Below are 22,572 nucleotides of genomic sequence, written 5' to 3'. Positions count from 1 at the left end.
TTTTTTATCCAAAAATAAAAACACCGTTGCCAAATTCAAGGACGCTTTAAAACGCGGTACCACCTCAATTGCAACAGTGTTTGTTACCTCTTAATTATTTTTATTCGTTAAATCTATAAGGAGCATTTTTTAAATAACAGTAAGCCCTTCTCACCAATTAGCTCTCTCTTTGAACTGTTAATTTAAAAAACATATCTTAAGTTAACAGTAATTGTACTACTTGCACAATCTTTGTCAATGCATAATAGGAAGATCTAGAAGCTCATTCACATACTGAGTTTGCAAATTAATCTTGTTATTTTTAGATCACTTTTTATTTGTGCTTATAAAAATCATCAAATACCGAAACTGGCATGCGGCGCTTATGCTCACTCTTTCGCCAGAGTGCCTCAATTTTTTCAGCGGCCTCGTCTGACACTTCTCGTCCTTCAAGGTAATCATCAACTTCTTGATACGTTACTCCCAAAGCTGTCTCATCAGGAAGATCTGGTTGGTCTTCTTCTAGATCAGCTGTAGGAGTCTTTAAGTATAAATGTTCCGGACAATCAAGTTCTTTGAGCATTTGTTTACCTTGACGCTTGTCCAAACGGAAAAGAGGCGTAAGATCGGCTGCACCATCGCCATATTTTGTGTAAAAACCACTAAAGTTTTCAGCTGCGTGATCAGTTCCGACAACAGCACCGTTATTAGCACCAGCTATGCCATACTGCACAACCATCCGCTCACGCGCTTTAATATTGCCCTTATTAAAATCAGTTATTTCTTGTCCAGCTTCATTTAAACTAGCAACCATTGCATCAACAGCAGGCTTAATATTAACAATCATATCCTGATCTGGTTTTTGGAACGCAACCGCGTCAGCTGCATCTTTGGCATCAGCTTGAACACCATATGGCAAGCGCACTGCAATAAATTGATATGAATTATCACCAGTTTCTTCTCGCATTTCGGTAATTGCCATCTGGCATAATTTACCAGTTAAGGTTGAATCTTGTCCACCTGAAATTCCCAAAACATAAGACTTTAAAAATGGGTTAGCTTTTAAATAATCCTTGAGAAAGTCAACGGATCGTCTAATTTCTTTTTTGGGATCAATTTCTGGTAAAACATGTTCATAGGCAATTATTTCTTTTTGCAATGGTCTCATTTACCTAGTTCTCCTTCATTAATATGGTTACGAATATCTTGAATTAAGTTCATTTTACTATCATATAGATCTTGTGAGAGGTCAACTGGATATTCCTGTGGATTTAAGCTACGTTTATATTCATCCCACAAGCCGTCTAAATTAGCAGCACAGAACTGTTTTATTTCAATCAATTTAGGTTGCTTATATACTAACTTGCCGTCTTTAAAAATATCTTTAAGTAGTGGCTCAGCAGTATAGTCAGTTACGACTTTATTAATGTAGTTATATTGCGGGTGGAACATGTAGAGTGAATCAAATTTTCTTGGATCAACTCCAGCTCGTGCAACCCAATCACCCTCATTTTTCTTAGCGGTATTAGCAGAAATACGCCAAACTTGCTTTTTACCAGGCGTAGAAACCTTAATCGCATTTGAAGATATTTTGAGCGTATCACGCATTTGATGTCTGTCGTCTTCAATGGACACTAGCTTGTAAACAGCACCAAGTGCGGGCTGATCATAAGCGGTGATGTACTTAGTACCGATTCCCCAAACGTCAATTTTGGCACCTTGCATTTTCAAACTAGTGATAGTTGTCTCGTCTAAATCGTTTGAAGCATAAATTTTTGCGTCCGTGTAGCCCGCATCATCTAATTCATGACGAACCTGTTTTGAAATGTAGGCCATATCTCCAGAGTCAATTCGAACACCCTGGAAATTAATTTTGCCGCCCTTTTCATTTGCTACTCGAATGGCATTAGGAACACCACTTCTGACCGTGTCATACGTATCAACTAGGAAAACACAATCATGATGCGTTTCGGCGTAAGCCTTAAATGCTTCATATTCACTGCCAAAGGCTTCAACAAGTGAATGTGCGTGTGTACCAGAAACTGGGATACCGAATAGTTTTCCCGCGCGAACATTACTAGTGGAATCAAAACCACCAATATATGCAGCTCTAGTTCCCCAAATTGCGGCATCCGTTTCTTGTGCTCGCCGTGTACCAAATTCCATTACGCCATCGCCTTGAACGGCCAATTTCACTCTTGCTGCCTTGGTGGCCAATAAGGTTTGATAGTTGATAATATTTAAAATTGCCGTTTCAACCAATTGACATTGAGCAAGCGGTCCCTCTACTTGAAGAAGCGGCTCATTGGCAAAAACAATTTCACCTTCACTCATTGAACGCACTGTCAATTTCATTTTCAAATTGCGTAGGTAGTCAATAAAGTCATCATCATATCCTACTTTATTTTTTAGATACTCGAGATCACTTTCTTTGAATTTCAGATTATTTAAATATAGTATTACGTGCTCTAAGCCCGCAAAAACTGAATAGCCATTGCCAAATGGTTCTTCACGATAATATACTTCAAAAACAGCATTACGCTCGGAAATACCCTTTTTAAAGTAGGTATACATCATATTGATTTCGTACAAATCAGTATGCAGGGTTAAAGAATCATCTTGGTCTAGTTCTTGGTAAAACATTGTGTCCTCTTAACTTGATTACAATAAATTTTTTTGTTCTTAATTATAACCACTTATCCCAGTTTAAACAATTTAATGCACTGCTAGCAGTGTTTGATAAACTTTTTCAATACTTGCTAATTGTTGTGCCAGAGAAAAGTTAGCCGCAACATATTTCTTTTCACGCTCAGCCATTTGTCTAAGCTCAGCCGGTGGCATAGCGACAGCACTTTTCAAAGCGTTGGTAATTGAATCAACACTTCCGACTTCGGCAACAAAGCCGTGTTGTCCATCCGGAATCATCTTTTTAATATCGCCGACTGCTGTTGAAAGAAGTGGTAGCAAGTTGTCACTAGCCTCTAGCAAAACAAGCGGGAAACTTTCCGAATACGATGTTAAAACAGCCAGATCCATACGGCGATAAAGATGCTTCAATTGCTTATGTGTCATAAAGCCTTGAAAGTTTACCTGTGACCCCAAATCCAATTTTTGTGTTAAAGTCCTCAAATTATCTAGCTGTGTACCATCACCAGCAAGATATAGATGAACATTTTGATTATCCAGTTTTTTTAAAGCCTTTAGCAGCAATTCTTGACCCTTAACTTTTTCAGCTCGCGCAACATTAACAATATTAAAATGAGGGTGTTCATACTTAGCTGGGATGTCGCTATCTTGGTGGAAAAAAGTTCCGTTATAAATGACATGAACTTTCTTTCCATCAACATGAGCTTGTTCTGTGAGTAAATTAGCAAATTTCTGTGTTACCGCAAATACGCAATCTGCTGCCTTGATTGCCTTAACATTAGTTTTGGTAAAAGCTTTACCTGCTAGTCCTCTTCCCTCAAAATCTAAATATGGATCAGAGTGAACCGTTACGCACCATTTAGCAGTAATTCGGCGTTTAATTAGCGCCATAAAAAGATTGGCACGCGCACCATGAGTGTGCACAATTTGATAATTGCCTTCGTTGATAAAAGTAGCTAAGCGCCTGAGCGCGGTCAAATCGTAGCGACTATTTGAGCCTAGTACATGACAATTTAACTTTGCCTCCCTTGCAGCTTGGGCCACCGGCCCTTCTGCTAAACATAATAACGTAAAATCTTTACCTTGCAGCTTAGCTTCAGTTAATAAGTTAATAATGTGCGTTAACCCGCCACCAGATTCGAGGCCAGCATTAACATGCAAAACTTTCATGCTTATCTTTGGTCCTTTTTAGACTTATAAACTTCTACCATAAATTTAGGAATCTTTCCCATTCTTTTATAACGTGATGGCTCTTTTAGCAAACGGTAAAACCATTCCAAGTGCGCTTTTTGCCAGAATTGAGGGGCCCGTTTAACCATTCCAGAAAAGACATCAAAACTGCCACCTACGCCCATCATCAAAGCAGGTAATAAGTTTTTACGCAAAATATCAAGCAGTTGTTCTTGTCGAGGTGATCCTAGGGCAGCGAAAACCAAATCTGGTTCAGCACGTTCAATTTGGTATGCGACTACTTCTAAATCATCTTTAAAGTAGCCATCTTCTGCACCAACCAACTGAATATCAGAATATTCACGCGCAATTTTAGTTTGAATTGCGTGTATTACCTTAGGCTTAGCCCCAATTAGGTAAACCCTCAGACTACGCTCGTTAGCCAATTTCATTAGCCAAGAAAATAAATCATAGCCCGTCACTCGCTCTTTTAATGGTGTTCCCAGTATTTTAGCGGCTTTAACCACGCCAATTCCATCAGGAGTGACATAGTCCGCATCAAAATTCAAGATCTTCATAAACTCGGGATTTTCGTTCGCTGACATGACAATTTCTGGATTTGCAGTTACTACAAAGGTAGATTGGTGAGTATTAATCCGACCGATAAGTTCATTCTGAAATTGCTTGAAACTCTTATTATCAAAGTCAACGCCTAAAACGCTTACTTTACTCATGTTAGTTTCCTCCTGCGATTAATTTACCTTATTTTAGCAGACAATTTGGCATTTCGGGCTATGTTTTACCTTTTCTATAAATATGATAATATTTAGTTGTCGAAGTAAGAGGAGTAACACTACAAATGAAAAAAGTTATCACTTATGGCACTTTTGATTTATTGCACTACGGTCATGTTCGCTTACTAAAGCGCGCTCGTGAGCTAGGTGACTACCTGATCGTCGGTCTTTCGACTGATGAATTCAATGAGCTGCAAAAACATAAAGAATCATACAACAATTACGCCGAACGAAAGTTTATTTTAGAAGCTATTCGTTACGTTGACGAAGTTATTCCAGAACAAGACTGGGACCAAAAAATCACTGACATTCAAAAGTATGATATTGACACTTTTGTAATGGGTAATGACTGGAAAGGTAAATTTGATTTTCTCAAATCATATTGTGACGTCGTTTATTTACCTCGTACACCTGGAATCTCTTCTACTAAAATCAAACAAGATTTAAAATAAAAAACTCTGAACTAAGCTAATGATATGACCCCCAAATTTGTGCGGCATATCATAATTAAAGCAGTTCAGAGTTTTTATTTAGAAAAAGTAAATTCGAAGCGATCAGCTACATAGCTGGCCCTAGTATATTCAAAAGGTAATCCCGTAGAGAGCTCAGTTACTTGCAGACGTGTAATCAGTGCCTCGCCTTTTTTGGCATCAAGTAAACGAGCAGAGTTTTCATTAGCAATCGCAGCCGAAATATGTTCTGTTACTCTACCTATTTTATAACCATTTTTTTCTAACGTTTGGTAGAGGTGCGATGAAATATCTGCCTTGGACATTTTCGCAATCAGGCTCTGTGGTATAGTTACAACCTCATAACAAATAGGCACATCATCGGCATAGCGAATACGCTCCATTCGCAAGACCTCTTGGTTAGGAGCCAAGTCGAGACGTTCAGTTTCTGACAATGACGGCTTACCAATTCGATATGAAATCAGCTTACTTGAGGGTGTTTGTCCGTTAGCATGAGTTATATCGGTAAAGGACATGATACCAGACATTTTTTCCTGAACTTTTTGGTTAGCCACATAAGTTCCGCTCCCAATGCGCTGTTCTAGAATACCTTCATCCTCAAGGGTCTTGATTGCTTGTCGTAAAGTCATTCGCGAAACGCCAAATTTTTGCGCCAATTGTCGTTCGGCTGGAATTCTGCTACCGACTTTGTATACGTGATTCTCAATTTCACGTTTTATTTGATTATGAATTTTGATGTACATTGGTTCTTCCAATTATCACACCTCCATGTATGACCATATTATATTCCAAATTGGTCTATTTTAGCCAAGCTAAATCAAATTAATTTTTTGGCGCTATTTTTTCTTGTTGGTCCACTTCATACCCAAAAGTTGCACACTAGCTCCTTGACTGCATTCAACAGCAATCGAGTCATCACTGCTGGCAATCACACTAGCATGCATTCTGGCTGCATCTTTCACTGCCAAGTCGGCCCCGTTAGAATTAAAAATCAGGTCATGACCTTCTAAAAATGCTTGGTCACCAAGCGCTAAAAAGTATTGGTATTCGGCACCGCCATTAAAAGTCACTCTGCGTGCCGAGCACTTTGCCTTATCTTGAAAATCAGCATGATTAACTACAATAGAATTAATCATTGTTATTTCTGCATCATTAACTGCGATCATTCGGTTAAGTTGGCTGTTTTGAATAATCACGTGCGGTGTTTTATCGAGATAGATTCCACCATTAAAATCCGAACCAATGATGTTAGCCCACGTTTTATCAGTAATATACATCGAGGTATCATCATCGGATACGACTTTACTGTTCAACATATTCAGCCAAACTTCACCCTGAAGCAGCATTGAATTTGTAACGGAATTATTTAAATCAATTTCCGCATTTGTTTTTGTAAAAGTATCAATACTACCATGAATACGAGAATTGTTAATAATAGCCGTACCGTGACCCTCAAGTGCCAAAGTACCAAATTCTTCCGAAACATGTTCAATTGAAGAATCATTCATTTCTAAGCGAAAATCGGCGTTTGCAAAAATAGATAGTGAACCATTTAAAATCATGGTCGAATACAGTTCTAAGGTCACTTTACCGTTAGCAGCAATAGCTGCTGTATCGTTACCGTAACCCTTAATTATGCAATTGCGTAATGTTAAATAAGTGTTTGCTTCAGCGGGCACAAATAAGCTGTTTGAATCTGTATTAGTATTGATGCATAAATTCTCTAAGTTAACAAACTGACTATCAGCCGCAATGTTAACATAGCCAAGAATTGTCGTATCTTCTGGCAAACTACCAGTACCCTTAACTGTAATGTCTGAAAACAGGGTATCCTGTGGTAATTCATAAAAGCCCGGTTCTAGAAGTAATACATCATCTGCACGTAAATCTTTTAAAGCTTCGTGCCAGCCGATTTCACTACCTCCAGCCCCAACTTTAACTAGTCTCGACATAAAATTCCCTTCTTAGTTAAAAAGCAAACTAGCTATCATCCTACTCTTTTTCAGTGCCAAGTCATTATTCTCGCATGAAAATTGTATTTTAAACAGTCAACAAAAGAAAGTAAAAAGGCAACTATCAACAGCTGCCTTTAGTTTGTAATCTTAATTGGGTTAGCTGGATTCGAACCAGCGCATACTAGTACCAAAAACTAGTGCCTTACCACTTGGCTATAACCCACTGATAATGGAGGAGGGTGGATTCGAACCGCCGAACTCAGAGAGAGCGGTTTTACAGACCGCCGCGTTTAGCCACTTCGCTACTCCTCCGTTACGCACGTTAATTATCTTATCTAAAAACATGCGTAATTGCAAGCAAAAATTATGCTATTTTACTTCTTATATTCTTCAACGTATTTTGCAATTCGTTTTAGGCCTTCCTCAATCTCTGCCATAGCAACTGCATATGAGAAACGGATATAGCCTTCACCACCTTTTGCAAAGCATGAACCACTTGTAACAGCGACATGAGCTTTATCAACCAAGTCATAAATAAATTTGTTATCGTCTTGCTCTAGTCCTTCCGGAATTTTAGCAAAGATGTAGAAGGCACCTTCAGGTTTTGCACATTCAAAGCCAATTTCAGTTAAACCTTTGTATAAAACGTCACGCCGTTTTTGGAATTCTTCTTTCATTGGCTTGGAATCATCCATCCCATTTTTAAATGCTTCTTCAGCCGCATCCTGCATTGGTGTGGGTTCTGTTGTTACGATTGTTTGGTGCACCTTAGCGATTTGTTCCAAAACGTCCTTTGGAGCACAAACAATTCCAATCCGGTATCCGGTCATTGCCCATGCCTTCGAGACACCATTCATTACAATGACTTGGTCATGCAATGATTTCTCCATTGAAGCGTGCGGACCATCATAGCAAAGTTCACTATAAATTTCATCACACAAGGCAAAAATTGGCTTGTCACGAATCACATCAGCTAATGCATCAAGCTCTTCTTGCGTATAAGTTACCCCTGTTGGATTAGTAGGATAGTTCATTACTAGCATCCGAACACGGTCACCATACTGGTCAAGCACAGCCTGTAATTTTTCTGGTGTTAACTTGAAGCCATCATCCGAAGTATCAACTTTAACAATTTCTACCCCTTCATTAATTATATTGGCATCAGACATATAAAGTGGGAAAACAGGAGTAGGCACAATCATCACGTCGCCTTGGTTAAGACACGCTAAAACTGTGTCAAAAATTGATTCAGAAACACCAGTAGTAACCAAAACTTCAGTTTCTGGATCATACTTTTGACCATATTTTTCAGCCAAAAAGTTAGCTGCAGCTTTGCGCAAACCAATTGTTCCATTTGATGGAGCGTAGTGTGAGTGATTATCAGTAACACTCTTGATAGCTGCTTGCTTGATGTGCTCTGGTGTGTCGAAATCAGGCTCACCCAAAGTGAACTTGATAACATCAGGAATCTTACTTGCGTAATCGGAAAACTTCAAAATTGGATTTGAAGGAAGATCTGCTAGACCTTTTTTAGTGTAATTAATTAAGTTAACCATATGTTTCACCCTAACTTCTGTTTTCTTGCTTTTTTTAAATTATACAGTTAACAAAATTATTTTTCTACCATATTTATTTAATTTGTTATTAATTTTTATAATAAAAAAAGACAATTCATAATTAAATGAACTGCCTTTATTTGGGTTGGGTGTTCGTAAGAACAATTGGGTTAGCTGGATTCGAACCAGCGCATACTAGTACCAAAAACTAGTGCCTTACCACTTGGCTATAACCCATTCCTTTGAGCTTTTACTTGTTCGCTCAACATTTAACAGTATAGAAAAATGTTGTTCGTAAGTCAAGAGGGAAAATTATTTTTTTATATCCGTAATTACCTTATTAACTTAGCCAAAACTACAGGTTTAATTCATAAGCATTTCTAGCACCGTTTTCAGTTTGATCAATATAAATAACCCCACGTTCTTCAAAGCCGGTAGCTTTAATTAGACCTTGCATTCTCTTATTAACAGCATGTGTATCGATTCTAAAATTATGTATTCCAAGCATCATTCCACGAGAAATTAAGTTGGACATAAAAATTTTACCTAGATGCTGACCACGGAACTGAGTCGAAATCGCAATGCGGTGAATTGTCGCATATTGATCAACATCATTGTTCCATTCACCTTCAATTTGCTTATACGTCGGTTCAGGGGTCGTCATTAAAACAGCAATTCCTGCAATATCGTGATCAACCATTAAACAATATGCACGTTCTTTTTCAATATCATCAGATAATATTGCTTCATTAGGTTTTCCTTCTTGCCACTGAGGAGTACCATCATTTTTCATTAATTGCTTCGCTTCGTCAATTATCTTCATTATTTCTGGTAGGTCACTTTTTTGCGCTAATTTAATATAAGTTGGCATTTTCTAACCCTCACTTTATTCAAGATAATTAATTTTAGCATTTTTTATTATTTGCTAACAAAAAAGATAGTCAACTTTCGACTACCTTCTTTACAAATTAATTATGGCTTAAAGCCAGTATTATACGTATTATTTTTTACAATATAAGTTGGAACACTAATAAAGTGCATGGAACAAATATCATTATTATGGGAAAGGCTAAAACCATAATAGTTATAGTCACCATCATGTAGAGAACCTTGAGTATTAAATAGGTCGCCTGCATGTTCCCATTCTTGATAGTTGCTACGATCATTTCGACCCTCTTCACCACTACCTGTATAGCCAAAAATCATTTGTTTCAAGCCAAAATAAACGCTTTTCTTTAATTCTGTCATTGACATTATTCTATTAGGATTATAAAAACCCGCCATGTCCTCGACATAATTATCATCAAGATTTAGTCCATTGGACTTACATGCTTTAACTATCCCAGTAACGTAATGACTATCCTTGATTGTTTTATTATTTTCAGTATATTGGATTGCTATGTCACGCGCTAGTTTTCGTGCACCAACGCTGTCTTGCCACAAATCAAGACCTAGTTGGCTTCTAGCCTGATTAATTAAGCGGAGTGAAAAAGTGGTTAAAGTATCAATTTGTTCTGGTGTTGGTTTAGCCAAGTCTACCATATTATGGTTATCTTCTTCATTTTCAGCTGCACTAATGCGACTAAAGCTATTAGTCTTCATCCCTTTAATTGAGGCATTGATAAAAGCCTGACTAGGATTGCCCTGATAAGCTTGTAACAGCTCTAGCTTGGTATATCCTACTGGCATTTGGAGCTGGGCTTGAACATATTTTTTAGGACTTTGCTGTTTTATTACAGTTGCATCTTTGGCTAAAATCCAGTGAGAATTATTGCCAATCTTGTATGCTACACGCTTTTGCTTACCAATTTTCTTTTTCGAACTATATGGATAACGATACTTTGGACTTGCATAAAAATTAGAGTGCTTGCCTTTAATCGTGTATAAGCGCACTTTTTTATTGCTTCTAGTTTTAACATAGCCTTTAACAGTAGCTGCTGCCACCTGATTTGACTCAGTCAATCCAAGTACTGGGACAGTTACCAAAAAAATAAGGTTAATCGCGACAAGGGCAAGTTTACTTTTCTTCATTTATCTTCCTCAAGAGTATTCTTTACCTAACGGCTCTTTATGGTTTATGTTTAATTCTAAAACTAATTATACGTTATTACCACTTTATTTCCTTCATCAACTTTTTTGCATCTTTTATAAATACCAATGATAAGAATCATATTCTACTACACATGGAATTCATATCGATCAGAAATAACATATTGTTGACCAGCATGAACCACCTGATGATTCTCGTCTTCAACACAAACTTGCAAAAGTAGCAGGGGAAAACCAATCGATTTTTTCAAAAGCTTTGCTTCACTCAGGCTTGCCAATGCAACACTAATAATCATGTCACGTGAATTCAATTTATCGATTTGATATTTTTCACGCAATATTTGATACAAAGACTTATGTAAATCTTCGTCCTTCAACTTTTTAAAACGAGGTAAGGGAAAATAATTACATTCAAGCATAATTGGTTCTTCATTGACCGAATGGACCCGTTCGATAAACAGCGCTCTACGACTTTCAAGAACATCCTTTAATTCAGCAGGTGTTTCTACTTCCTTGACCTTAACTACTTCGACACTAGCTTTAAAGCCCTCTTTTTCAGCTATTTCCGAAAAACTCTCTACGGCCGAGGAGCTAACAATGCGTTTAACTTTCTGCGGTTGCCGGACAAAAGTTCCAACCCCTTGAATTTTTTCGACCAACCCATCATCAGCTAAGCCTTTAATTGCTTTTCTTAAAGTAACACGGCTAACATCAAATTGCTCACTTAAATCAAACTCATTTGGCAATTTACTATTAACTGGATATTCTCCACTAATGATTTTCTGTCTTATCTTCTCCATCACTTGAGAGTATAAAGAACCCGTTTCCTTCACTTAAAGTCACCACTACCTATATTATCAATATTCCACCTTGCCCATGTATCTTCTTACGTCTAATGAATGATCATGGACAACAGCTAATTTAGCTCTATATTCACATAGAACAGTATAAAACAAAATTGGACTAAAGTACTCTGAAACTTTATCGTCAATTAAATCCAAACCAAGTTCTTTAGCATCAACAACTTCTACTTTTTGTGCATACTTTGCTAAAAAGCGTTCGGCACGTTCATCTAATACACGCGTTCTACCTAAACTTTTTAATAAAATATAAGGAAGATTCTTATCAGTAACTTCGAAAGGGCCATGGAAATATTCACCAGAATGAATGGCAGAAGAGTTTAACCATTGCATTTCCATTAACGAACAGATAGAGAATCCATATGCATGTCCGAAAGACGGTCCACTTCCCAAAACATAAAACATTGTCTCATTTTGATAAACTTGTGCAAACTTCTTTGTTCTCGGTTGTACCTGTCTGATTGCTCTTGAAATCACAGTATCAATCTTCTTAAAACCTTTGTCAAAATCGGCAGCATATTGATAGTCTTCAAAGTTTTGTAGCAGTTTTACTGTTGCATCTAGTGTAATTGCCATCGGGTTATTGACGACTTCTTCCTCATTACCCCATTCATAAATAATTTTAGCATTCGAATATTTCAGTAAATTAGCATTTTTATTAAAAGTCAAACCAATTGTAAATGCACCTTTTTCTTGAGCAATTTTGGCTGCTTCCACCGTTTCAGCTGTATTACCACTGTGCGAGCAAATAAATACAATCGAATCTTCACCCAACTTTGCCGGTGGAACATTTACGAATTCACTTGCATTATACCAACCAGTAGTTATTGTTTTGGATTCTGCTTCTAAAAAATACTTCGAAACATAAAAATCAACAAGCGAACCACCACATGCAGTAAAGTAAATACTGGTTATTTTTCCTTGATGATGATTTGCTGCCAGTTTGACAGCTTCGTTTACCTTATTATTTTCCATCTTAAAATGTCCTCTCATTTTATTAACTGTAGGATAAGTATTAAACCCTTAGAAAAGAAAAAAGGATTCTATTTTTAAAATAGGATCCTTTTCGATAATTATTGTTTTAATTAATAAGTAAGTTTCCACATGTAGCGACGCTTAGTTAATGGGTGCTTTCTTGCCTTAGCTAATTCTTCAGCAAAGACACGCATTACACCTGTGTGAATCATTGGGTTAAAGTAATCAATGACATTTTCACTAGCAATTTCGTTTAAGCCGTAGTCTTTAGCGTCAATATTTGTGATTTGTGCATCAAATCTTTGTAAGAAGGTTAATGCTCTAGCATCTAAATGACGTGTCTTACCATCATTCATAAATAACAAGTATGGTGCATCTTGCTCTGTTAATTCAAATGGGCCGTGGAAGTATTCACCAGAGTGAACAGTTGGAGCTGCAATCCATTGCATTTCCATGAAGAGGAATGAAGCAGTTGAATATGCAACACCAAGTGAAGCACCACTACTCAACACATAAATTGTCTTCTCATCTTTGTACTTTTCACCAAATTCTTTAGCAGCTGGACCAACTGATTTAACTGCATTTTGAATCAAGTCTGGCATGCCATCAAAGGCAGCTAAGGCTTCATCGTAAAATTCATAGCCTTCAAATTCTTTAACAATTTCAATTGCCAAAGCCAAGCAATATGTCATCTTTTCAGTCTTAGCAGCATAGTTTTCTTGGAAACCGTGAACAACTTTGTATTCAGTTTCTTTAATGATTGGTGAATCTTCAGCCATTGACAAAGTTACAACATGGGCACCAAGTTCTCTAGCCTTCTTAGTTGCAGCAACTGACTCTGGTGTGCTACCACCTAAAGAAGCTGTGATAACGATAGTGTGGTCACCTACTCCTTTTGGCGTGTCGTAATTAAATTCATTAGCAGTTTGAATTGATGACAATAACTTAGTACTCTCATGAGCAACAAAGTAATAGCCAGGATACAAATCTGCCATTGAGGCACCACAACCAACGAACATTACACGATCAATTTCTGGTTGCTTTGACTTAATGTCTTCAACAATTGCTTTAACTTTTCCAAAATCCATAATAAATTTTTTCTCCTTAAATATTATTCTCTAAAATTACTAATTACCAATAAATTAACTAAATATCCCCAATACACTAAGTAGGATACCGCCCACAATACAGATGACCATAATCCAAGCAGTATTTACCTTCTTTTTGATTAGGTAAAACATGCCGAATGTAAAGGCTAATGGAAGCATTTGCGGGAAGATTGAATCCAATGTAGTCTGTAAAACAAAACTCTTGCCAAACTTAATTGGAGTTGTAATTCCAATCATTGTCGCAATCATCGCTCCAATAACCATTAATCCAATCACATTCATTAATGACATGATTCGGTTGATTGTACCGTTACTAATCAATTTTTGAATGTTCTTCTTACCTTGTAGGTAACCCCACTTACCACCCCAGTAAGTAACTATTGCTGAAGGGATAATGGAGATAATCATTGCCAAGATTGGGCCAAACAGGTTACCCTGTTGTGCCATGTTGATTCCTAAACCAAAAGCAATAATTTTAATCGTCCCTTGAAAGAGTGAATCACCAATTCCTGACAATGGTCCCATCAATGAAGTCTTAACACTGTTAATTGATTCAGGATCAAAAGTATCTGGGTTAGCTGCATACTCTTCTTCCATCGCCGACGATAATCCCAAAACAAATGAGGTTAACTGTGGCGTACAGTTGAAGAAGGCCATGTGACGATGGTATGCATCCTTTTTCTTCTGCAATTTTTCTGGAGTGTCAGGATTTTCACCATAAATCTCATCAATTGTTGGTGCCATACCGTACATAAAACCCATATTCATTTGACTTTCATAGTTCCATGAAGTCTGAATTGCCCATGCTCTCCAAAAGAATTGCGAGAACTTATGACGTAATTGTTTATCTGTATGTTTTTGTTCAGCCATTTTTGTCTCCTATAATTCTTCTAAGTCATCTAAGCTGTCACTGGATGATGGTTGAGAGTTATTATTGTCATTTCCAGACATAAACTTGTTTAGGATAACAACTAAAATAACTGCAAAAATTGCAACACTGATTACTGACATCTTGCCGTATGCGGCAATGAAGAAACCAAGAAATAGGTAAACTGCATTTTTCTTATCAATCATCGTTGACATTAATAGTGCAAATCCATATGCTGGCAAAATCTTACTTGCTAGGGTCAAACCATTTGTTAACCAAGCTGGAATCAATTTGACGAAGCTCGAAACTGCATTTGTTCCTAAGAAAATTGCCAAGAAGATTGGCACAAAGTAGAGCAGAGCATAAATAATTGGACCGTATACAATGTGGTAACTACGAGCTTTCTTGAATTTACCAGCATCGATTGCTTTATTTGCCAACTGGTTAAAGGAAGAAAACAGCATTCTAACAACAATACCAATCATTTGACCTAATACGGCAACTGGTAAAGCAACTGTTAACGCTGCTTGAGCACTCGTGTTTGACAAAATCGCGAAAGCCGAAGCAACAACTGAACCTAACACCATATCTGGTGGTGTAGCTGCACCTACAGCAACGATTCCCATTGAAACCAATTGCAAGGTTGCACCAACCATTAATCCTTTCGCTGGGTCACCTAAGGCTAGCCCTACTAAAGTACTAACAATCAGTGGCTGTTCAAAGTTTTCACGTCCTAATAATCTGGAGTCGAACATGGCAAATACACCAATTAGTCCGACAATTAACGCTTTCCAAAACATTTTTAATACCTTTCTTTCTAAATAAGATTATTTAGAAGTTCCTTATTAGACGAAGGGACCTGTTGCATTGAAATCTTGATACCTTGGTCGCACATTTTCTTAGTTAATTCAACTTCCTCAGGCAACAAGTAAATTGCATTGCTAAATCTTTTAGCTCCATCTTTTGAAGGAATCAAGCCATAGTTAATTTCTTCAACTGGACCATAAGCATCAATAAATTTACTCAGTTCTGTTACATTTTCAAAAAGCAACATAATGTTATCGTCGAGCGCTTTAATTCGATCAATTTTTTCAATTGCTGCGTCAACACTAAACACGTTCAATTTAATATCCTCAGGTTTAGCCAATTTCAATGACATTTTCTTAAAATCATCGTTTGCGGTTGCAGTATCAATGACAATAACTCGCTCAATATTGGCAAACTTTGTCCAAGAAAATACAACTTGACCGTGTAGTAATCTGTGATCAACTCTTATTACTTTAATCATAATAAATCTCCTTCATCATCATCTTCAGTCATTAACTTATTAACAGACAAAACTCCTTTCTTTCCTTCATCAATCGCTTCTGAAACCTTTTCATCTGAAATTCCAGAATTGACTGTTGTAACTAATGTAATAATCAGAGGTAAATTCATTCCAGTTAGAATTGTTAAGTTCGGATAATCCTTCAATAATTGTGTGGCCTCATTATTAACTGATCCACCTAAAACATCCGTTACGATAATCACGTCGTCGTTCTTGCTTAAAGTAAGAGAGTTCTTAAGATCATTGATAAAACTGTCATCACTGGTCCCATTTTCATAAGCTTCATATGCTTCAAGGTTTTCTTGCTGACCGGCAATCATTTCAACTGTGTCTTTCATACCTTTTGCCAATTTTCCATGGCTAACTAAAATTATTTTCACTTTCTTTCACCCCTAATCATGGACAATGTTATACAACTCCCCATAAATATAAGATGTATTAACACGTACACATGTATAATATTATATCGCCCAATTTCTGTAAAGGCTTTATTTGAAAATAATTAAATTATTTTTGTATTATTTTCAGTTTAAAGCGTTATCATTTGTTTTATATGATAATTTTAATTTTGAGTTATTATCTTTGTGCACATAGTTTTAGTAAGATTTAGTGTCAACCAGTATTTTGAACAAGTTAATTATTTGTATTCTTCTTTCCACATATATCTGCGTGTCTCATAGCTTTCATGAGTTGTATACGATAATTCACGCATATATACGTTATTAAGAATTGACGAGAAAATTGAGTGGTTAAAATACGGTGATACTTCCGGCTTAAGATCATCTAAACCTATTTCTTTGCCGTCCAAAACATATAGCTTCTTCCCACCGAATCTTTGCTCAAACCTTAGAGCTCTTTCATCTTCAGGTCTGGTTTTTCCAGTAGCCAATAATTGAAAAATCGATCTATTTTTGTCGGTAACTTCAAACGGACCATTAAAGTACTCATAGCTGTGTACAGTTGGTGAATCTAGTTGCAGCATTTCTTCTAAATTGCAAATTGAGAAAACATAAGCCGCACCAAGTGCTGGTCCACTTGCGATTACATATATTGTTTTCTGATTTTTATTTAGTTCCGCCCACTCTTTAGCCAGTGGCGTAGTATATTCAACTGCCTTACGATAAATTGGATCCAGCAAATCAAATGAATTCATTGCCAGATCATAGTTTTCATAGCCTTCTACTTCATTAAGCACGTTCATTGCTATGCAAAGACCAATACTACCGTTTACTCGGTCTAGTCTACTTTCATCCAGCGCCAAACTCTCATATTTAATTTTGAAATCTGTTACTTCTACAAGTTCTGATTCATCAACATACAGAGCAATTGTTGTCGCGCCAGAATCTCGTGCAACTTTTGCGGCTTCGATTGTTTCAGTTGTTCCTCTCATAGAGCAAAGTACTACCAAAGTATTTTTATCAATATTCTTTGGAGCAGCATAAATGCATTCTCCGCTCGTGCACATTGTTGAATACAACTGACTGGATTCTTGTTGCATGAAATAGTGTGCACCATAAAAACCGCCAAATGAGCCACCTGCTCCAATCCAGACTACTTGTTTAACCCCACCTTGCTTTTCTAGTCTGTCAACTGCTCGCTTGACTATTTGCGAAACTTCTTCTTGTACTTTCATGTATTTTCTCCTTTAAAAAATGATACATGTATCTAACTAACTTCATAATAAAGCGCTTTATTTAAAAAGTAAAGCTAATATTTTGATACAGGTATTCAAACTTGAAGACATAAAGTTGGAAAGATGTTTATTTTAAAGGCTTTTTGCTATAATTAGAGAAAGTAAAATTTAAGGACAGGTATTTATGTTAAAAAAAGCAGAGCATTTACCACTTTATGTTAGTTTGGCAAATATTATTAAAGAGCGTATTAGTAACCAGCAATATCAAGTTGGCAGTAGCATCCCTTCAGAAGCAGAATTACGTGAAGAATTTGCCGTCAGCCGTACTACAGTCCGTAAAGCGTTAAAATTGCTCACAGATCAAAACATTTTGATTAAATTACCTGGAAAAGGTACATATGTTTCTGACAACAGAAACGAGGTCAAAACAAAAAAGCATCAATTTTCTAGTCTAACTGATAGTGTTGAACGTGCTGGTAAAAACATGTCAACACGCCTAATTAGTGTAGAACTCACTCATGGCAACGATGAACAACGAGCTTTTTTCCATTTAGGGGATACAGAACAATTGATTGCAATCAATCGACTTCGTTATATTGATGATGTACCTTTTTGCCTTGAGTGGATTTGGTTGCCACCAAAATTTGATCAACTAAAAAGCGCTGACCTTAATCGTCCTTTATATCAGTTGTTGAAGGAACAATTTTCAACAATACCTAGTACTGGCAGAAAGACCTTTAAAATAGCATTTGCAACTAAGGAAGAATCAGTTCTACTTAATGTTGACCAGAACTCACCTTTAATGCTAATCAAAGACTTTGTTTATGACGAAAAGGGCCAACCTTTACACATCACCTCACAAATACTTCGTAGTGATAAGCTGACCTATGCAATTGACCATTAATTTCAAATACAAAAAAAGAGCTAGTAATTAAACTAGCTCTTCTTTTTTGTTAAATTGTTATTTATATTTTTAGCGGAATTATTAGTACCAGCCATTTGCTTGCCAGAATGCCTTAGCGGCTGCCCATGACCCATAACGTTGCGCAACATAATTATTGGCAACACGTTCTTGGTTAGCAGCGGAGTAATCTCCATTAAGGTAGGAAGCTGATAGTTGATATTTGCCAATATATTGGCCATTTTGTGCACTGTATGAGCCGCCGGATTCCCGACTTGCAATCCATGCCTTAGCTTCAGATTCTGAACCGGCTGGACTTCCATAATTTTGCGCATTTGCGCTGTAGTTTACACTTGTATCTTCCGCATTAGCCGAATTATCATCTGCAACTACTGCTTCTTGACTTGAAGCATTCTCTGGGTAGTAGCCTTTGTTAACGTATTTAGCTTTTACCCATTGATTCTTACCTAAGTCGTACCATTTATGACCATCTTTGTCATAAGCAGTTTTAATAACTTTCCAGGAAGAATTACTTGGCAAAATTTGTCCAGTAGCTTCAGGATGCTTGTAGCTGTTCCAAACGCGGATAGAATTGCCATCTACATAATTTACAGTTACAACTTCTGCATCATTTTCTACTGTTGCAGCTTGAACCGTGTCTGTATTGGTGCTGTTCATTAATGCTACACCAGAAATTGACATTGCTGCTACTGCTGCTGTTTTAGCCAAGATAGATTTTACCTTCAAAAAAATCTCTCCTTATAAAAAACCCGATCTTTTTTCTATCTCAAATTGAAAGCACAAAAGTGACTTTCGCTTTGATGTTCTATATCCTACATCCTAAAAATTGCAGAACCATAACAGAAGTATCACTCGCTTTTTAAGAAATAATTACCCAAATAAAAATACTTGTCACATTTGTAATAGAATTTTTCCGAATTAGTAAATGTGTGAAAACCACTTATAATGCTAGATTTACTTATATTTGCTATTTACAAGAACGAATGTTTGTATTTAGCAATTAGGCTTTTTTTAGGTCGCTTTTGAAACAAGATTGAAAAATAACAATCGCTATTTTATCGGTGCTATCTCTGGTTTTTTCGCCATTATTAATTAAATTTAGCACTAAAAGTGCTATAGTTAAGATAAGTTTTTTGCAGAAAGGACAATAATCATGAGCAAATATACTGTTACATTGAGTGACGAAGATATCCAAATGATTAAAGATTGCCATTCAAAAAATCCTTCTATTATGAAGGCTCTCGATGAGGCAAAAAAGATTACGGATTAATCAAATAAAGAAAAATCCTAACTTATTAAGAAGTTAGGATTTTTTATTTGCTAATTTTTAAACAGTGCCATAATTTCATCAGGTGATTTAGCATTCTTGAGCTGAGTAATAAATTCCTGATGGGTTAAAAGCTTAGCTGTGTTTGATAAGTACTGTAAATGGGCATTACTATCTACCTGTGGAATTAGGAAAGAGATAACTGTATCAATTTTTTGACCATCTAGTGATTGCCACTCAACTGGATTTTTGAGTTTGAGAACAATCATCGAGGACTTGGTAATTGCAGAAGACTGGGCATGAGGTATTGCAAAACCATCAGTCATTCCTGTTGAACCCTCCTTTTCACGATTAAGATAACTGTCATATACTTTTTCACTATCATTTGCTAAACCATTTTTTTCAGCAAAGTCAGCTAAATAGTGTAAAGCGTCATTACGACTTGCAACGTCAACATTAACTTGAATGTTTTTTAGTTCAAGAATTTCACTAGGATCAAATGATTCATCAGCACTTACTTCACCATTATTTGAGACACTAGCTGTGACATTCTCAGTTGCAAATTGCTCTTTTTTGGCAAACCTACCAGCAATTAGTGCTAAAAGAGCTCCAGAAACAACTGAACCAATTAATATCCATAGAACCCATAGAAATGGTTTATTAACTAAAGGTAAAACAATAAAACCACCATGAGGTGCAGGAACCGTGATACGTGTAATATAAGTTAGAACCGAAGCGATTGCAGAACCAATCATAAATGCAGGTATATTCCAAAGCGGATGTTTAGCTGCAAATGGAATAGCACCTTCTGTAATGTGAGTTGAACCTAACAAAAAGTTAACATAACCCGCAGCTCTTTCACTATTTGAATATGCTTTAGGGTTAAATAGAACTGCAAAACCTGTTGCCAAAGGTGGTGCAATACAAGCAGCTGAAACACCAGCCATGAAATAATAATTTCCTTGTGCTAAAAGGACTGTTCCAGTAACATATGCTGCCTTGTTAATCGGGCCACCGAAGTCAGATGCACACATTACACCGATAATAATCCCCAATAATGCAGGATTAGTATTTTCAAATCCTCTAAGCCAGTTCATTAAACCAACGTTAATTACCTTAATTGGGGTATTCAACATAAACATAATTGAACCAGTGATTAAAACGCCAAGGACAGGAAGTAAGAAGATTGACTTTAAGCCTCTAAATTTATTGTCGGGCAATGGCTTAAATAACTTTTGTAATAGCGTAACAACGATTGCAGCCAAGTAACCTGCTACAATTGCTCCTAAAAATCCGCCACCTCCATTAAAGGTCACAAATCCAGCTGCTAGTCCCACTACGAAACCAGTTCTTTGTGTAAAGGCTTCAGCTATGTAAGCTCCCAAAACTGGTGCCATCAGGTTCATCGTGGTACCACCGACCGTATTTAGCATTGCAGCAATTTGATTATACTCACTACTTTTCGGGTTAGCAGAGTCAATTCCCCAGAAAAAGGAAATAGCTGTTAAGACACCGCCTGCTACCACGAACGGTAACATGTGAGAAACACCATTCATTAATGAAGTATAAATCTTATTGCCGAAATTCTGCGTTTGTGTCGCACTAGCTTCGTTTTCTCCTTTGGCCGTCTGCCCTTCTTTATAAATAGGCGCTGTTAGAGCCTTCTTCACTAGTGCATCTGGATCTTTTACACCTCGTGCAACTGGCACCATAACTAGCCTTTTTCCAGCAAAACGATCTGTTCCAACATCTATATCAGAAGCAATTATGACTGCCTTGGCATCCTTGATTTCTTCTGGTGATAATTTGTTTTCAACACCAGTCTGACCGTGCGTTTCAATTTTAATTGTATATCCCAGCTTTTGAGCAGCTTTTTCTAAAGCTTCCTCAGCCATAAAAGTATGGGCAACACCGGTTGCACAACCAGTTGCTCCCACCAAGTCATATTTAGTCATCATTCAGTCTTCCCTTCTCTAACTGTAATTTGTGGCAATAACTCATCTAGTTCAAAATTGGTTAATCCCAATCTGCTAGCTGTATCACTACCTGCAGCAACTGCTGTTTTAAGAGCTTCTTTAGCTGATTTGCCCTTGGATAATAATCCAATAAATGTTCCAAGCATCGTATCACCTGCACAAGCTGAATTCACTAACTTGATTTTAGGTGCATTAGCATAAAGTACAGTGTTTTCATTAACTAACGCAGCCCCTTGTGCTCCTAGTGAAACCAGGACATTCTGACACCCCAGGCTAATTAATCTTTGTGCAAGCTCGATTATCTTTTCTTGTGTCATCTCACCGTGATAATTAAAAAAAGTGGCAAGTTCATCATCATTTGGTTTAAGCAAAAATGGATGAAACTTTAATGTATCCAAAACTGCCAGGTAGCTACAATCAATTACTAATTTGACTGCATTTTTTTCTGCAATTTGAGCAATCTTAACTAAAAAGTTAGGTTCAATTCCCCTGGAAAAACTTCCAGAAATTACAATCATGTCGTTTTTATGAACGCTAGAATCCAAGTAGTTCAAAAACTTTTCTTGGACAGCTTGACTAATTATGGGACCTGGATTAACCTCTTTATATTCAGTATTTTGATCAATTACATTAGTAAAAACATTAACCCTAGTTGGTTCATCAACTTTATAGAAGTTGGCCTTAATCCCACTATCTTCTAATCCCGATGTAACATAATCTAATGTGAAACCACCACCTATTCCTGTTGCAATACTGTCAATATTTAGTTTCTTTAAAACAAATGAAACGTTGACACCTTTACCATTAGGTTGCAATTCAAATCGCTCAGTTCGATTAACAACCTTAGGCTCTAATTTTTTGGTTACAATTACTAAATCAATTGCCGGATTTAAAGTTATTGTGTATATCAAAGTATTCTCTCCTTTACCACCTTTTGGATTATTATATAGGCTATAGAGTGTAACGATTTTCAATAATGATAGCGTTTACTTGAATAAGTAGAAAAACATTTACAA

22 protein-coding genes and 3 tRNA genes are annotated in these 22,572 nt (G+C 36.8%); 2 read left to right on the top strand and 23 right to left on the bottom strand.

Translation table 11 applies throughout. The features are described 5' to 3' along the window. Window positions 1–313: 313 nt before the first annotated feature. The 4 genes from nadE to DKL56_RS01550 form a co-directional block, all read right to left on the bottom strand. Window positions 314–1,147, bottom strand: coding sequence for an ammonia-dependent NAD(+) synthetase (nadE, locus tag DKL56_RS01565; RefSeq protein WP_109715171.1), 834 nt, complete (start codon window positions 1,145–1,147; stop codon window positions 314–316). Then, window positions 1,144–2,622 carry a nicotinate phosphoribosyltransferase gene (locus tag DKL56_RS01560; protein WP_109715170.1) on the bottom strand — a complete coding sequence of 493 codons (1,479 nt, stop codon included), beginning with the start codon at window positions 2,620–2,622 and terminating at the stop codon, window positions 1,144–1,146. The genes nadE and DKL56_RS01560 overlap by 4 nt, the downstream gene beginning before the upstream one ends. A gap of 72 nt (window positions 2,623–2,694) precedes the next feature. Beyond that, window positions 2,695–3,795, bottom strand: coding sequence for a glycosyltransferase (locus DKL56_RS01555; RefSeq protein WP_109715169.1), 1,101 nt, complete (start codon window positions 3,793–3,795; stop codon window positions 2,695–2,697). Window positions 3,796–3,797: 2 nt separating this feature from the next. Then, window positions 3,798–4,529, bottom strand: a complete 732-nt coding sequence (locus DKL56_RS01550) for a WecB/TagA/CpsF family glycosyltransferase (protein ID WP_109715168.1) — start codon at window positions 4,527–4,529, stop codon at window positions 3,798–3,800. 125 nt (window positions 4,530–4,654) lie between these two features. Here DKL56_RS01550 and tagD point away from each other — a divergent pair, with 125 nt between their 5' ends. Then, window positions 4,655–5,041, top strand: coding sequence for a glycerol-3-phosphate cytidylyltransferase (gene tagD, locus DKL56_RS01545; RefSeq protein WP_109715167.1), 387 nt, complete (start codon window positions 4,655–4,657; stop codon window positions 5,039–5,041). Between the two features lie 74 nt (window positions 5,042–5,115). Here the strand turns inward: tagD and DKL56_RS01540 are convergent, their stop codons facing one another. The 16 genes from DKL56_RS01540 to DKL56_RS01465 form a co-directional block, all read right to left on the bottom strand. Beyond that, window positions 5,116–5,814: a GntR family transcriptional regulator gene (locus tag DKL56_RS01540; RefSeq protein ID WP_046306117.1), complete on the bottom strand. Its 699-nt coding sequence runs from the start codon at window positions 5,812–5,814 to the stop codon at window positions 5,116–5,118. An 81-nt stretch (window positions 5,815–5,895) separates the two neighbouring features. Further along, on the bottom strand, window positions 5,896–7,011 hold the full coding sequence (locus DKL56_RS01535; protein ID WP_109715166.1) for a hypothetical protein: 1,116 nt from the start codon (window positions 7,009–7,011) through the stop codon (window positions 5,896–5,898). 154 nt (window positions 7,012–7,165) lie between these two features. Further along, window positions 7,166–7,237: transfer RNA gene (locus DKL56_RS01530), tRNA-Gln, on the bottom strand. A 7-nt stretch (window positions 7,238–7,244) separates the two neighbouring features. Further along, window positions 7,245–7,326 (bottom strand) — tRNA-Tyr (locus DKL56_RS01525). Between the two features lie 62 nt (window positions 7,327–7,388). Then, window positions 7,389–8,570: an aminotransferase class I/II-fold pyridoxal phosphate-dependent enzyme gene (locus tag DKL56_RS01520; RefSeq protein ID WP_109715165.1), complete on the bottom strand. Its 1,182-nt coding sequence runs from the start codon at window positions 8,568–8,570 to the stop codon at window positions 7,389–7,391. A 165-nt stretch (window positions 8,571–8,735) separates the two neighbouring features. Beyond that, a tRNA-Gln gene (locus DKL56_RS01515) sits at window positions 8,736–8,807 on the bottom strand. Between the two features lie 118 nt (window positions 8,808–8,925). Continuing rightward, the gene (locus DKL56_RS01510; protein ID WP_109715164.1) at window positions 8,926–9,441 is read right to left on the bottom strand and encodes a GNAT family N-acetyltransferase; all 516 of its coding nucleotides are present in this window, start codon (window positions 9,439–9,441) and stop codon (window positions 8,926–8,928) included. Between the two features lie 101 nt (window positions 9,442–9,542). Further along, the gene (locus DKL56_RS01505; RefSeq protein WP_109715163.1) at window positions 9,543–10,601 is read right to left on the bottom strand and encodes an SEC10/PgrA surface exclusion domain-containing protein; all 1,059 of its coding nucleotides are present in this window, start codon (window positions 10,599–10,601) and stop codon (window positions 9,543–9,545) included. 146 nt (window positions 10,602–10,747) lie between these two features. Further along, entirely contained in the window at window positions 10,748–11,452 is a 705-nt protein-coding gene (locus tag DKL56_RS01500) for a GntR family transcriptional regulator (protein ID WP_109715162.1), read from the bottom strand. A gap of 24 nt (window positions 11,453–11,476) precedes the next feature. Continuing rightward, complete coding sequence (locus DKL56_RS01495) at window positions 11,477–12,454, bottom strand: SIS domain-containing protein (protein ID WP_109715161.1); 978 nt, start codon at window positions 12,452–12,454, stop codon at window positions 11,477–11,479. A 110-nt stretch (window positions 12,455–12,564) separates the two neighbouring features. Continuing rightward, on the bottom strand, window positions 12,565–13,542 hold the full coding sequence (locus DKL56_RS01490; protein ID WP_109715160.1) for an SIS domain-containing protein: 978 nt from the start codon (window positions 13,540–13,542) through the stop codon (window positions 12,565–12,567). A 54-nt stretch (window positions 13,543–13,596) separates the two neighbouring features. Next, window positions 13,597–14,433: a PTS system mannose/fructose/sorbose family transporter subunit IID gene (locus DKL56_RS01485; protein ID WP_109715159.1), complete on the bottom strand. Its 837-nt coding sequence runs from the start codon at window positions 14,431–14,433 to the stop codon at window positions 13,597–13,599. Window positions 14,434–14,442: 9 nt separating this feature from the next. Then, window positions 14,443–15,231, bottom strand: coding sequence for a PTS mannose/fructose/sorbose/N-acetylgalactosamine transporter subunit IIC (locus tag DKL56_RS01480; RefSeq protein WP_046306101.1), 789 nt, complete (start codon window positions 15,229–15,231; stop codon window positions 14,443–14,445). Window positions 15,232–15,248: 17 nt separating this feature from the next. Further along, complete coding sequence (locus DKL56_RS01475; protein ID WP_046306099.1) at window positions 15,249–15,719, bottom strand: PTS sugar transporter subunit IIB; 471 nt, start codon at window positions 15,717–15,719, stop codon at window positions 15,249–15,251. Further along, window positions 15,716–16,138 carry a PTS sugar transporter subunit IIA gene (locus DKL56_RS01470; RefSeq protein ID WP_109715158.1) on the bottom strand — a complete coding sequence of 141 codons (423 nt, stop codon included), beginning with the start codon at window positions 16,136–16,138 and terminating at the stop codon, window positions 15,716–15,718. The genes DKL56_RS01475 and DKL56_RS01470 overlap by 4 nt, the downstream gene beginning before the upstream one ends. A gap of 257 nt (window positions 16,139–16,395) precedes the next feature. Continuing rightward, the gene (locus DKL56_RS01465; protein ID WP_109715157.1) at window positions 16,396–17,391 is read right to left on the bottom strand and encodes a sugar isomerase; all 996 of its coding nucleotides are present in this window, start codon (window positions 17,389–17,391) and stop codon (window positions 16,396–16,398) included. A gap of 184 nt (window positions 17,392–17,575) precedes the next feature. Here DKL56_RS01465 and DKL56_RS01460 point away from each other — a divergent pair, with 184 nt between their 5' ends. Then, the gene (locus DKL56_RS01460) at window positions 17,576–18,295 is read left to right on the top strand and encodes a GntR family transcriptional regulator (protein ID WP_074426355.1); all 720 of its coding nucleotides are present in this window, start codon (window positions 17,576–17,578) and stop codon (window positions 18,293–18,295) included. 81 nt (window positions 18,296–18,376) lie between these two features. Here the strand turns inward: DKL56_RS01460 and apf are convergent, their stop codons facing one another. From apf to pfkB, 3 genes are all read right to left on the bottom strand, one after another. Next, entirely contained in the window at window positions 18,377–19,039 is a 663-nt protein-coding gene (gene apf / locus DKL56_RS01455; RefSeq protein ID WP_109715156.1) for an aggregation-promoting factor, read from the bottom strand. Between the two features lie 594 nt (window positions 19,040–19,633). Continuing rightward, entirely contained in the window at window positions 19,634–21,535 is a 1,902-nt protein-coding gene (locus DKL56_RS01445; RefSeq protein ID WP_109716018.1) for a fructose-specific PTS transporter subunit EIIC, read from the bottom strand. Continuing rightward, window positions 21,535–22,467, bottom strand: a complete 933-nt coding sequence (pfkB, locus tag DKL56_RS01440; protein ID WP_109715154.1) for a 1-phosphofructokinase — start codon at window positions 22,465–22,467, stop codon at window positions 21,535–21,537. The genes DKL56_RS01445 and pfkB overlap by 1 nt, the downstream gene beginning before the upstream one ends. Window positions 22,468–22,572 lie beyond the last annotated feature (105 nt).

The sequence above is a fragment of the Lactobacillus apis genome (genome assembly GCF_003150935.1).
Taxonomy (GTDB): Bacteria; Bacillota; Bacilli; order Lactobacillales; family Lactobacillaceae; genus Lactobacillus; species Lactobacillus apis.
Note: the sequence above shows the minus strand (reverse complement) of the source record. Positions and strands in the feature narration are given on the sequence as shown.